The organism is Flavobacterium sp. (assembly GCF_044357305.1).
Lineage (GTDB): Bacteria > Bacteroidota > Bacteroidia > Flavobacteriales > Flavobacteriaceae > Flavobacterium.
The window spans coordinates 38,258-51,163 of record NZ_JBIKPS010000009.1; the positions used below are offsets into that span (position 1 = coordinate 38,258).

The window sequence follows — 12,906 nt, forward strand, 5'->3', positions numbered from 1 at the left end:
TTTTTAAATAATATTCCATTAAATATTTGCTTTAAATGAAATTTATATTAAATTTGCACCCGCATTCAGGCATTAATAAGGTTCTCTGAGCTTTAAAGAAAATGAATGTTGAGTTAAATTGGTCTATGGTGTAATGGTAACACAACTGTTTTTGGTGCAGTCTTTCAAGGTTCGAGTCCTTGTAGACCAACAAGAAGTCCTTCAAATTTTGAAGGACTTTTTTGTTTAATATAATTTCTTAAAATTCGTACAAAAAAAGCTCCCAATTTCTTGAGAGCTTCCTTAATATAAGTGGTGTATTTTTAGATTTTAAAAGTCACTACTGGTCGTTTAGCATGGTTTACTAAATCTTCGCTGATACTTCCATTAAAGAAGTGCGAAAGACCTTTTCTTCCGTGAGTGCTCATTCCAATTAAATCGGCGTCAATGCTGTTTGCAAAATTTAATATTCCTTTTTCAACATTGGTTTCATTATATATATGAGTAGCTACTTTTTTAATTTCAAATCCTTTAATGAAATTACTCATAATATCTTCTGCAGCCGAAGTTGATTTAAAATTATTTGGAGTATTTACAGTTACTAAGTGTAAGGTTGCGTCAAATTTGTTAGCGAATTCAACCGCTTTCTGGAATGGTTTTTTCACTTCTTCAGAAAAATCAGAAGCAAAAACAAAATTGTCTACTTGAAAGTCACCTTCTTCTTTTTTAATAATAAGTACAGGAACATCCGAATTACGAACTACTTTTTCGGCATTGGATCCAATAAACATTTCTTTGTAGCCACTTGCACCATGGGAACCCATTACAATTAAATCCACATTATTTAATTGACTAATTTTTAAAATTCCGTCAAAAGCCATTTCAAATTGGATAATATCCGATACTTTAAGGCCATCTAAATAATCTTCCTCCATTAATTCTTCGAGCCTTCTAATTGCCGCGTCTTTAAAAAACATAATTTCTGGAATATCTTTACCACTACCTATAGCATCACTACCTTGGTGAGGCAATTCAAGCATGTGTAATAAAATGATTTCACCATTGTTTTTTTTGGCAATTTGTGCAGCTACTTTTAAAGCATATTCAGCGTTTTGTGAAAAGTCGGTTGGAATTAAAATTTTTTTCATGATTGCGAAAAGATAATATTTTGTTGTTTGTCATTTAATAAAGCATAAAGGTATGAAAAAAATATAGAAGCCGATGGGTTTTAATATAAAATATTTTTTCTATATTTGCACCATTATTAAACAGAAATGGTATAATGAGGGAAGCAATGCTTCCCTCTTTTTATAAAAATATGACATTTAAAGAACAAGTAGCGCAGCTTTTAAACGATAGTTTGTCAGAAAAACCAAGCGTTTTTTTGATAGATATTTCAATTTCAGATGCTTATAAAATTGTTGTAACTTTGGATGGGGATAATGGAGTAAATCTTCAAGATTGCATTGATATTGCTAGAGCGATAGAAAATAATCTGGATCGAGAAGAACAAGATTTTGCTTTAGAAGTTGCCTCGGTTGGGGTTGGTAGTCCTTTAAAATTGACTAGACAATATATAAAAAATATTGGCAGAAATCTTATTGTTAAAACCAATACAACTACTATTGAAGCAGAATTAATAGCGGCAGATGAAACTAAAATTGTTCTTTCTTGGAAAGCAAGAGAGCCCAAAAAAATAGGAAAAGGGAAAGAGACGGTTCAAAAAACTGAGGAAATACCTTACACAGAGATAAAACAAGCAATTGTTACAGTAAATTTTAATTAATTATAGAATAGATGGAGAATATTGCATTAATCGACTCGTTCTCAGAGTTTAAAGACGATAAACTTATTGATAGAGTAACGCTTATGGCGATTTTAGAAGATGTTTTTAGAAATGCTTTAAAAAAGAAGTACGGTTCTGATGACAACTTTGATATTATCATTAACCCCGATAAAGGGGATATGGAAATTTGGAGACGAAGAGTTATCGTTGCAGATGATGATTTAGATCTAGAAAATGAAGAAATTACCTTAACGGACGCTCGAAAAATAGAATCTGATTTTGAAATTGGAGAAGAAGTTTCGGAAGAAGTTAAATTAATAGATTTAGGTAGAAGAGCTATTCTAGCGTTACGTCAAAATCTTATTTCTAAAATTCACGAACACGATAATACCAATCTTTACAAACAATTTAAAGATATTATTGGCGAAATTTATACTGCCGAAGTACACCACGTACGTCCAAGAGTTGTAATTTTAGTGGATGATGACGGAAACGAAATTGTATTGCCTAAAGAAAAACAAATTCCATCCGATTTCTTCCGCAAAGGAGATAACGTAAAAGGTATTATAGAAAGCGTTGAATTAAAAGGAAATAAACCTCAAATTATTATGTCTAGAACTTCTGAAAAGTTCTTAGAAAAATTATTTGAACAAGAAATTCCAGAAGTATTCGATGGTTTAATTATGATTAAAAAAGTAGTTCGAATTCCTGGTGAAAAAGCAAAAGTAGCTGTAGATTCTTATGACGATAGAATTGATCCAGTTGGTGCTTGTGTTGGTATGAAAGGATCTCGTATTCACGGAATTGTTCGTGAATTAGGAAACGAAAATATTGACGTTATCAACTACACCACTAATGCTTCTTTATTAATTACAAGAGCCTTGAGCCCAGCTAAAGTTTCTTCAGTTAAAATTAACGAAGAGACCATGCACGCTGAAGTGTTTTTGAAACTAGAAGAAGTTTCTAAAGCTATTGGTCGTGGCGGTCAAAACATCAAATTAGCTGGTTTATTAACTGGTTACGAATTAGATGTTATTAGAGAAGGAAGCACAGTTGAAGATGATGATGTTGAATTAACCGAATTTTCTGATGAAATTGATGGATGGATTATTGACGAATTTGCTAAAATTGGCTTAGATACTGCAAGAAGTATCTTGAAACAAGACGTAGCCGATTTAGCGAGAAGAACCGATTTAGAAGAAGAAACAATACAAGAAGTAATGCGCATATTGAAAGAGGAGTTTGAAAACTAATTTTTCACCAAAATAAAAAAGAATTTATAAAAGATTTTATGTCTGAAGAAAGAAATATTAGAATAAACAAAGTTTTAAGGGAATTAAACATTTCGTTAGAAAGAGCTATCGATTATCTTAAAGATAAGGGTATTGCTATTGATGCAAACCCAAATGCTAAGATATCCGATAAAGAGTTTGATATTCTACAAAATCAATTTGCCGGTGATAAGGGCAATAAAGAAGCGTCTAAAGGGGTTAGCGAAGAAATAAAGAAAGAAAAAGAGGCACTTCGTCTAGAAAGAGAAAAAGAAATTGAAGACAAGAAAAAACTAGAAGAAGAGCGTCAACGTCTGGAAGTTATTAAAGCTAAAGCTGTAGTTTCTAGCCCAAAACAAGTTGGAAAAATTGATTTAAATCCAAAAGCTTCTGTTTCTCCAAAGACTGAATCTGTAAAAATTCCGGAAGTTAAAACTCCAGAGGTTGCTGCTCCTATAGCAGAACCTGTGGCAGTCAAAACTCCAGAAGTTAAAGTTGCTCCTAAAGCACCTTCCGAAGAAAAGAAAGCGGCTCCAGTTGTAACTGAAAAACCAACACCAAAAGCGGAAGTTGCTGCGCCTAAGAAAGAAGTAGCAAAAGAAGAAAAAACAATTGCGGTTGAACCAGTTGTTGATGAAACTCATACTACGCAATACCAAAGCCTTACAGGACCAATATTAACTGGTCAAAAAATTGATTTAACTCAATTCAACAAACCTAAAAAGAAAGTTGAAACCCCAAAAATTAACAGCGGAAGTAAGTTAGATCCAAATAAAAACAAACGTAAAAGAATCCCACCAAAACCAGGGGAAGCAAGACCAGGAACTCCTGGAGGAGCTGCTGGAGGTCCAAGACCACCGGGAACTGGAGGAAAATTTACTGCAAATAAACCAGGCGGTGGCGGTTTTGTTAAAGGAAACCGACCTGCTATTGTTCAAAAGGTAGAGCCTACAGAAGAAGAGGTTAAAAATCAAATTAAAGAAACGCTAGAAAGACTGCAAGGAAAAGGTTCTAAATCCAAAGCAGCTAAGTACAGAAGAGATAAAAGAGATACCCACCGTCAGCGTTCTGACGATGAGCAAAGAGCTATCGATGAAGGAAGCAAAACGATCAAAGTAACAGAATTTGTTACTGTTGGTGAAGTTGCTACCATGATGGATGTGCCAATTACTAAAGTTATTGGAACGTGTATGTCACTTGGAATCATGGTTACCATGAACCAACGTTTGGATGCAGAAACCTTAACTATTGTTGCAGATGAATTTGGATATGAAGTAGAATTTATTACTACAGATCTAGAAGATTCTATGGAAGTGGTTGAAGAAAGAGAAGAAGATTTAGTTACTAGAGCGCCTATCGTAACCGTAATGGGTCACGTCGATCACGGTAAAACTTCGTTATTAGATAACATCCGTAAAGAAAATGTAATTGCAGGAGAATCAGGAGGGATCACCCAACATATTGGTGCTTATGCAGTACAATTAGACAACGGACAAAAAATTACCTTCTTAGATACCCCTGGTCACGAGGCGTTTACCGCAATGCGTGCCCGTGGAGCGCAGGTTACCGATATTGCAATTATTGTGATTGCGGCGGATGATGACATCATGCCACAAACTAAAGAGGCTATCTCCCATGCTCAAGCAGCTGGAGTACCTATGATATTTGCTATCAATAAGGTAGATAAACCGCATGCAAATCCGGAGAAAATTAAAGAGAAATTAGCAGGAATGAACCTTCTTGTAGAGGACTGGGGTGGTAAATACCAATCGCATGATATTTCTGCAAAAACGGGATTGGGAGTTAAAGAACTTTTAGAAAAAGTTTTATTAGAAGCAGAAATATTAGATTTAAAAGCAAATCCAAATAAACCTGCCGTTGGAACTGTTGTGGAAGCACAATTAGATAAAGGTAGAGGATATGTTTCTACTATATTAGTACAATCTGGAACTTTAAAAGTTGGAGATTATGTATTAGCTGGTAAAAACCACGGTAAGGTAAAAGCAATGTACGATGAAAGAGGAAACAGCGTGAAAGAAGCTGGTCCTTCTACACCAATGTCTATTTTAGGATTGGACGGAGCGCCTACCGCTGGAGATAAATTCAACGTATTTGAAGATGAAAGAGAAGCGAAGTTAATTGCTGCCAAACGTACGCAATTAATGAGAGAGCAATCGGTAAGAACCCAACGTCATATTACTTTGGCAGAAATTGGTCGTCGTATTGCACTTGGACAATTTAAAGAATTGAACATTATCCTTAAAGGGGATGTGGATGGTTCTGTAGAAGCATTGTCTAACTCGTTCACTAAATTATCTACGGAAGAAATTCAAATCAATATTATCCACAAAGGAGTTGGAGCAATTACCGAAACCGACGTTATGTTGGCTTCTGCTTCCGATGCGATCATTATCGGATTTAACGTTCGTCCTGCAGGAAATGCAAGACAACTTGCCGATAAAGAAGAAATTGATATCCGTAATTACTCCATTATCTACGATGCAATTGATGACTTGAAGGATGCAATGGAAGGAATGTTGTCACCAATAATGAAAGAAGAAGTAACCGGTACTGCCGAAATTAGAGAAACATTCAAGATCTCTAAAATTGGAACCATTGCAGGTTGTATGGTTACTGATGGTAAAATATTCAGAAACTCTAAAATACGTATTATTCGTGAGGGAGTGGTGGTGTTTACAGGTGAGCTTACCGCATTAAAACGATTCAAAGACGACGTAAAAGACGTTTCTAAAGGATACGATTGTGGTATTCAAATAAAAAATTACAACGACATAGAGCAGTTGGATATTATTGAAGCTTTCCAGGAAGTAGAAGTAAAGAGAAAACAAAAATAGTCTATAAGTATAAAGTTAAAAATCCCGAGCAATCGGGATTTTTTTTGGACCTATTTTATAGAAGTAAATAATGCAAGATAGGTGATTTGAATTAGGTACTGTCTTTCGATGAAAGATATAGGAAGCCTTATTTATCCATAAAAAAAGCCCCATTAAGGGACTTTTTTCTTTTATAAATCAGACGGGAATGAATTTTAGTTTCCGATAACTATGTTATAAGAATTACCGTTCACTGTGTATACAGCCAAGTTATCGCAGTCTCCGTTACCATAATCTAAAGTAGCAGAATGATTGTTTTTTGTAAATGTAATAACTCCTTCAACAAGTAGTGGTTTTTGTGTATTCATGCAACTCATTTTTGCTTTAAGTGGAGTTGTGATAGTACTAGTAACAATTCCAGATGGATGAGTGGTTGTCCAATTTCCGGTTATGCTGTAAATATTATCAGAAAAAACATTTGGTGTACCATAACCTTCAATAATTTCTCTAGTTCTTGTACCAACTCTATGGTGGATTTCACCATTAATAGTTGTAGCTGTTAAATCCATGTTCATAACCACAATTGGATGACTTGGTGATGTTGCGGTAGCAACACTCATTGTTCTAGTAAATGATTTATCTCCTTCAATTTTAATAGTGTTATGATAGAAATTAACAAAACTATAATTTACAGTTTGACTTGCAGCAGTTGGATGATAGGTAAATGTTATAACAATTTTACCACTTACAAAATTATTGTTTGATAAAGTACATCCTGCGCCAAAATCAATTGTTTTAGTCACTTGGTCTCCATCAACTAAAGCAGTTCCAAAACTTGGTATTCTTGTAATTGTAGCACAAGCTGACAAAGCTACATCACCATTCTTATTTGAAAAAGAATTAGAATTTATATTGTTATATTGGTCTTCAACAATAGAACTTACATCATCACTTGCTAGATCAATTTTAGAACTAGATTGCGCCTCTTCTTTAGTCATAAAGGAATTGTCTGAAGAATCATTTTTGCTACAACTAGCAAAGAAAAAAACAGCACTTAAAGCAGCCATTTTAATAAAAGATTTTGTTTTCATAGATATAAATTTAGAATGTTATTTAAATAAGACTAGGTCAAATATAAATGGTTTAATCTTAAGATAAAAATTTATTTCAGATACTTTGATTATCGTATCTTTGAACGCAATGAATATTATTTCACAAATAAAACAACCCATTCAACTAGAAATGGAACTTTTTGAAAAAAAGTTCTACGAATCGATGTCTTCTAAGGTAGCGTTGCTTAATAGAATTACCTATTATATTGTGAACCGAAAAGGGAAACAAATGCGACCAATGTTTGTTTTCTTGACTGCCAAAATGATTTCTGGCGGGATGGTTAATGAACGAACTTACAGAGGCGCTTGTGTTATTGAACTTATTCACACTGCAACATTGGTGCACGATGATGTGGTAGATGACAGTAACAGAAGAAGAGGATTTTTCTCTATCAATGCCCTTTGGAAAAATAAAATTGCCGTTTTAGTTGGTGATTATTTACTTTCCAAAGGATTATTACTTTCTATAGATCATGGCGATTTTGATTTACTCCGAATTATCTCGGTTGCTGTGCGAGAAATGAGTGAAGGCGAATTACTTCAAATAGAAAAAGCACGACGATTAGATATTACGGAGGACATTTACTACGAAATCATCCGCCAAAAAACAGCAACACTTATTGCTGCTTGTTGCGCCTTAGGAGCCAAATCCGTTTCGGAAGATGAATTTCAGGTGGAAACAATGCGTAAATTTGGAGAACTCATAGGAATGGCTTTTCAAATAAAAGACGATTTATTCGATTATACCGATGAAGCCATAGGGAAACCAACTGGAATTGACATCAAAGAACAAAAAATGACTTTGCCGTTAATTCATGCTTTGAATAATTGTACCGATAAAGAAAAAAGCTGGTGCATCAATTCCATAAAAAACCACAACAAGGATAAAAAACGAGTAAAAGAGGTAATCCAATTTGTGAAAGACCAAAACGGATTACACTATGCCGAACAAAAAATGGAGGAATTCCAGCACGAAGCACTCGCTTTAATTCAAAGCTTCCCCAATTCTATTTATAAAGATAGTTTGATTCTGATGGTGAACTATGTGATTGAAAGGAAAAAATAGTGTTCTGTATTCATTTTAAAGTGTTTTTTCAAAACCTGACAGGTTTTAAGTTACTTAATTGAAACAGTTTTTTTCTTATATTACCGAGCTTTTGCCTACTATTATTTAGTTTCCGAGATTTTATGACTTTAGATGGAACGCGGATTGAACAGATGCTTTGCAACGCGGATCCAATAGCGGATTTGCAATCTGTGCCCACTATCAAAATCAAAAAAAAGAGTAACATAAAAAAGTTTTTTTGTCTGAAGCGAAAGGCATGCGCATTTTAGTAAAGGCAATTCCCGCTTTTCGTTGCAATCTGTCATTGCGAGGAACGAAGCAATCTCATAACAAAAATTGATATACGCAATGCCAGGATTTCCACTGCAAATAAAATTCATCGAACTCCGCTAAAAAAAATAGCAAAGTGAGATAATCGGGGCTAGATTGGTTTTGTCTTTTGTGAAATTAGTTGTCCAAATTAGCCATGATTTTAAACATTTCAACATTAGAAGTAAAATACCTATTCTCCATGCTTAATTCCGATAATTGGGAACCCACCAAATTGTTTTCTCTTGAATTTATCAAAAACAGAGAGCTTTCTCCAAATGTAAACAATCGCTCTTCGGAGGTTAACATAGCATCGTAATCTTTAACCAAAGCCGAAATTAATTTGCGCTGTTTTACCAAAGAGTTGATTTCAATTTGTTGGGAAACAATTTTATTTTTTAATTGTACCCGTTCTAAATCTAATGCAAATTGTGCATCTTGAATTTTAAATTTAGCCATTTGCAATCCGCCACGCTCTTTTCTTAAAAATAATGGATAACTAAAGTTTACGCCAATTTTAAAATTATCAAAGTTCGTAGAATTCCAATAACTAGGTTCCGATAAATAATGGTATCCCAAGTCTATTTTTGGCAATAAATTATTTCTTTTAAGATTGCGCTCCACTTCCAGTAGGGCAATTTTACTTTGTAAGGCATTTATTTTAGGATGATTTTCAATAGAAGTACTGGGCACTAGTAAATCATTAGTTTTTAAAGTTTCCTGAATAGTCAGTTCTAGTTTTTCTTCTGGAGTAATTCCATCTTGAATTTCCAAGGGCACATTGTTTTCTAACCATAAATAATTAGACAATTCAAGTTTGGATTTAGCTAATTTTAATTGGGAATCTTCTAAATTTAATTTTCTATTTCGTACTGTAATTCCAGCTTCAATGCTGTCTATTGCCGACTTGTCGCCATTTTCAATTAAACTCGATACGGCATTATAGCGAACCTCGGCATTTTTTAAATAATTTTCATAAAGCTGCACTTGACTATAATTTAGTTTCCAATTAAAATAGGCTATCGAAGCAGCATACAAAACCTCAATAGATTGTAATTTTCGTTCTGCTTGACTCCATTGCAATTGAATTTTAGCCTTTTGCAAATCAGCCATTCGTTGATTGATTAATAATCCTTGTCCCAACGGAATGTTAATACCTAAAGAGCTTAAGCCTTTGTTTGGCAAAGTGTTTTCTGGGTTTAAATAAATCCCTTCGCTATTGTCAAAACCTGCTTTAACTTCAATTCCATACCAAGTTGGGATTTTGAAACTACTATTTAAAATTGAATAATAGGTTTTATCTTTAAATTGTTTTTTGTCAAAATCTACTTCTATTTTAGGGTCAAATCCTCCGCGGGCCATCATCAAATTAGCTTGCGCAGTATTGATTTGTAGATTTGCGCTTTTTACCATAGGGTGGTATTTTTTTACAAAACCTAAAAATTCATTGTAAGTAAGTTCATTGTCCTTTTTTTCTTGTCCAATCAAGGAAATGCTTATCAATAGAAAAACTAAAATTTTCTTCATTACTTTTTTTCTTTAGTTATTTCCCCTTTTGGTTGGTAATAATTAGGCGGAAAACCATTAAGGGTTCTCCATAATTCATACCAAATTGGTACATTTTCAAGTAAAGCTAATGTTTGAGCACCCGACCCCATACTAATTTGCTTTGGCCAAGAATCTTCATTTTTGTCTGGGGCAATTAAAACTCTAAATTTTCCATTCGGGCTTATGTAATTTTCAATAGCTACAATTTTTCCTCCAAAAGTTCCATAACTCATATTTGGCCAACCTGAAAAAACCACGGTAGGCCATCCATCAAACCAAATTCTAACTTTTTCTCCTTTGTGAATTAAGGGTAAATCATTCGGCATTACATAGGTTTCTACTGCAATGTCATATTTGGAAGGCATGATACTTACCAGTTGCGTTCCTTCTTTAATGGTTTCGCCAATTCCAGATTGTAAAGTGCGGTTTATATAACCATCTTGCGGCGCTTTTATATAATACATGCCATTTCGAATTTGGTAATTTACATACTGATTTTGTAGTTTATTTACTTGCGCTTCGGTATCGTATTGGCTACTCATTGCGGTGTATTGATCACTTTGAGCTTTGGAACTTTTTTCGGCGTATTCTGCATTAATTCTATTTACTTCTACTTTGGTATTTATTAGTTCATTTTTACTGGTTAGAAATTTATTTTCTTGAGTAATAATCTTAGCTTCCACCTCCTGTAATTTCAATCTTTTTTCTTCAACATCGGTTAAGGGCTTCAATCCTTCTTTGTTTAAGGTTACCGATCGATTGAACTGTGTAGTTGCAATTTTGAATTGGGTTTTTACAGCAACCAAATCCATACTGTCGCTTTTTACTTTCAAAACGGATTGTCTAATTTTATTTTGTGCTTGTTGTTGTTTTAATACTTTTTCATTTTCAATTGCATTAATTTGTTCGGATAGGGTGTTTACTTTACTGCCATACGATTTTGCTGCCATTTTTTTTGCATCCACTTGGCTTTTTGTATTTTGAACTAAATTAGGATCAAAATAGTCTTCTTTTACTTCAGAAATAAAAATGATGGTATCTCCTTTTTTCACGTAGTCTCCTTCTTGTACATACCATTTTTCAATTCGGCCTGCAATTGCAGAATGTATGGTCTGTGGACGTTGATCTGGCTTTAAAGTTGTAACAGCTCCTGAACCAGAGATATTTTGTGTCCATGGAAGAAATAAAATTGCTATCCCAAAAAGAGAGACATAGAGGATTATTTTATTTAAAATTCTGTAATGAGGTCGATTACTTAAATTTTTGACAGAAGTATATTGATCAATATTTTCTGTTATCGGATTTTTTTCAGATATATTTAGCATGGCAATTATTTATTGTTGTCGGTAATTACTTTCCCATCTTTCATAGCTATTACTCGGGTACATTTTTGTTTCCAATAGTTATTTTTGGAAGAGACAATAACAGTCCATTTATTTTTTGCATCCGTTATAAAGTCGATTATTTCCATAGCTGCTTTTTCATCCATTTTGTCCAGAGGATCTTCATAGAATAATACTTTTGGTTTATTTATAATACTTCGAGCCAAAATTATTTTTTGTGCATTAGAAGAAGATAATTGTCTGCCATCGGGGAAGATTTTTGTGCTTAAACCTTCGGGTAATGATTTGATAAACGAACTTAATTGTGCATTTTCAATCGCCCATTTTAGGTCTTCATGAGAAAGGTTAGGACTATTAAACGTTATGTTTTCTAGTATTGTTCCTTCAAATGGCATTTCACCTTGAATAATTGTTCCAATTTGCGATCGATAATTATTAAAATCTATTTTTCTATAAGTGTCATCATTTATAAAAAACGATCCTGAAATTGGTTGTAAAAACCCAGATAGAATTCGTATTAAAGTCGTTTTTCCTGATCCATTAGGGCCTTCGAGAAATATTTTTTCCGATTGATCTATTTTTAAATTTATAGTATTCAATATATCATTGCTGGAATCTGGAAATTTGAAACTTAAGTTTTCTGCTTCAATGCAAATATTGGTGAAACAATAATCTTGCTCTTTTGTTGTTGGTTTTTCAATGTTTAAATCTACAATTTGTCCAATTTTTTCAACCGAAGTAAGCACATCGTACAAGCTTTCTAATCCAACAATAATTTTTTCAACAGAATTTATTACCAGTAAAATAATTATTTCAGCAGCTACAAATTGCCCAATATTCATTTCTTGATTTAGTACTAAATAGCCACCAATTAAAAGCAAACTAGCCGTAATAATAACTTTAAATCCTATTAGTTGAACAAATTGCCTTTTGATGATTTTAAAATGTTTTTCTCTATGCGATAAATATTCTTCTACAAGAGAGTCATTTTTTTGAAGAGCAAATTCAAAGTTTTCTTTTTTTCGAAAACTAAAATTATTTCGAGCTATTTCTTGAAGCCAACCCGCAACTTTATATTTGTACTTAGATTCTTTTAAACTGGTTGAGAGTCCAGAATTGTAAGAAAATTTAAAAATAGAGTAAAGCAATAGTAACAGAAATATTCCAAAAAACACAAAAAAGGAATGGTATAAAGAAAGTAAAATTATTCCGAAAATAATTTGCAATATTGCGGTAGAAAAATCAATTAATAGTTTTGAAGTTCCTTTTTGAATCGTTAAAGTATCAAAAAAACGATTGGCTAATTCGGGTGGATATTTATCGTATAATTCTTCAAAAGTGATTTTAGGCAAACGATATCCAAATTCAAACGAGGAACGAACAAATATTTTTTGTTGAAGGTTTTCGGTAATTCGTAGTTGCATTAAAGACAAAATTCCAACTAAGGCTACACCAATTACAACTACAAAAATAAGCACAAACCAAGAAATACTTGTTCGTCCTGCCTGAATTAAATTGATTATAGCTTGAATCCCTAAAGGTAAAGAAAGACTTACCAATCCGGAAAAAATGGCATAGAAAAAAATCTGTGAGATGTCTCTTTTATCTAATTTTAATAAATTAAAATAACGTTTTAATGGCGATGGATTCATAATGCT

At 33.3% G+C, this 12,906-nt stretch carries 9 protein-coding genes and 1 tRNA gene; 5 read left to right on the forward strand and 5 right to left on the reverse strand.

Annotated features, from left to right (window positions below; translation table 11 throughout):
• The first annotated feature begins 119 nt into the window (after positions 1-119).
• Positions 120-190: transfer RNA gene (locus tag ACIQ2J_RS07845), tRNA-Gln, on the forward strand.
• A gap of 112 nt (positions 191-302) precedes the next feature.
• Here ACIQ2J_RS07845 and ACIQ2J_RS07850 read toward each other — a convergent pair.
• Positions 303-1,127 (reverse strand): universal stress protein, encoded by an 825-nt coding sequence (locus ACIQ2J_RS07850; protein ID WP_396168297.1) that lies wholly within the window; start codon positions 1,125-1,127, stop codon positions 303-305.
• 170 nt (positions 1,128-1,297) lie between these two features.
• Here ACIQ2J_RS07850 and rimP point away from each other — a divergent pair, with 170 nt between their 5' ends.
• Genes rimP through infB form a run of 3 tightly spaced genes read left to right on the forward strand, consistent with a single transcriptional unit; the run spans position 1,298 to position 5,891 of the window.
• Complete coding sequence (rimP, locus tag ACIQ2J_RS07855; protein WP_396168299.1) at positions 1,298-1,765, forward strand: ribosome assembly cofactor RimP; 468 nt, start codon at positions 1,298-1,300, stop codon at positions 1,763-1,765.
• An 11-nt stretch (positions 1,766-1,776) separates the two neighbouring features.
• A complete protein-coding gene (nusA, locus tag ACIQ2J_RS07860; RefSeq protein WP_396168302.1) occupies positions 1,777-3,018 on the forward strand; it encodes a transcription termination factor NusA in 1,242 nt (413 codons plus the stop codon).
• Between the two features lie 38 nt (positions 3,019-3,056).
• Positions 3,057-5,891, forward strand: a complete 2,835-nt coding sequence (gene infB / locus ACIQ2J_RS07865) for a translation initiation factor IF-2 (RefSeq protein WP_396168304.1) — start codon at positions 3,057-3,059, stop codon at positions 5,889-5,891.
• A 194-nt stretch (positions 5,892-6,085) separates the two neighbouring features.
• On the opposite strand, the gene ACIQ2J_RS07870 is transcribed toward infB, so the two are convergent.
• Positions 6,086-6,961 (reverse strand): hypothetical protein, encoded by an 876-nt coding sequence (locus tag ACIQ2J_RS07870; protein WP_396168306.1) that lies wholly within the window; start codon positions 6,959-6,961, stop codon positions 6,086-6,088.
• A gap of 109 nt (positions 6,962-7,070) precedes the next feature.
• Here ACIQ2J_RS07870 and ACIQ2J_RS07875 point away from each other — a divergent pair, with 109 nt between their 5' ends.
• Positions 7,071-8,048: a polyprenyl synthetase family protein gene (locus tag ACIQ2J_RS07875; protein ID WP_396168309.1), complete on the forward strand. Its 978-nt coding sequence runs from the start codon at positions 7,071-7,073 to the stop codon at positions 8,046-8,048.
• 447 nt (positions 8,049-8,495) lie between these two features.
• On the opposite strand, the gene ACIQ2J_RS07880 is transcribed toward ACIQ2J_RS07875, so the two are convergent.
• From ACIQ2J_RS07880 to ACIQ2J_RS07890, 3 genes are read right to left on the reverse strand one after another with little or no spacing between them, the layout of a single operon-like run.
• Positions 8,496-9,884: a TolC family protein gene (locus ACIQ2J_RS07880; protein WP_396168311.1), complete on the reverse strand. Its 1,389-nt coding sequence runs from the start codon at positions 9,882-9,884 to the stop codon at positions 8,496-8,498.
• Entirely contained in the window at positions 9,884-11,230 is a 1,347-nt protein-coding gene (locus ACIQ2J_RS07885) for an HlyD family secretion protein (protein ID WP_396168312.1), read from the reverse strand. Before ACIQ2J_RS07885 ends, ACIQ2J_RS07880 begins: the two co-directional genes overlap by 1 nt.
• A gap of 5 nt (positions 11,231-11,235) precedes the next feature.
• Positions 11,236-12,900, reverse strand: coding sequence for a peptidase domain-containing ABC transporter (locus tag ACIQ2J_RS07890; RefSeq protein WP_396168314.1), 1,665 nt, complete (start codon positions 12,898-12,900; stop codon positions 11,236-11,238).
• Positions 12,901-12,906: the final 6 nt, after the last annotated feature.

Coding starts and splice junctions, on each gene's coding strand:
- ACIQ2J_RS07850 (WP_396168297.1), bottom strand. CDS start 1,127: ATGAAAAAAATTTTAATTCCAACCGACTTTTCACAAAACGCTGAATAT.
- rimP (WP_396168299.1), top strand. CDS start 1,298: ATGACATTTAAAGAACAAGTAGCGCAGCTTTTAAACGATAGTTTGTCA.
- nusA (WP_396168302.1), top strand. CDS start 1,777: ATGGAGAATATTGCATTAATCGACTCGTTCTCAGAGTTTAAAGACGAT.
- infB (WP_396168304.1), top strand. CDS start 3,057: ATGTCTGAAGAAAGAAATATTAGAATAAACAAAGTTTTAAGGGAATTA.
- ACIQ2J_RS07870 (WP_396168306.1), bottom strand. CDS start 6,961: ATGAAAACAAAATCTTTTATTAAAATGGCTGCTTTAAGTGCTGTTTTT.
- ACIQ2J_RS07875 (WP_396168309.1), top strand. CDS start 7,071: ATGAATATTATTTCACAAATAAAACAACCCATTCAACTAGAAATGGAA.
- ACIQ2J_RS07880 (WP_396168311.1), bottom strand. CDS start 9,884: ATGAAGAAAATTTTAGTTTTTCTATTGATAAGCATTTCCTTGATTGGA.
- ACIQ2J_RS07885 (WP_396168312.1), bottom strand. CDS start 11,230: ATGCTAAATATATCTGAAAAAAATCCGATAACAGAAAATATTGATCAA.
- ACIQ2J_RS07890 (WP_396168314.1), bottom strand. CDS start 12,900: ATGAATCCATCGCCATTAAAACGTTATTTTAATTTATTAAAATTAGAT.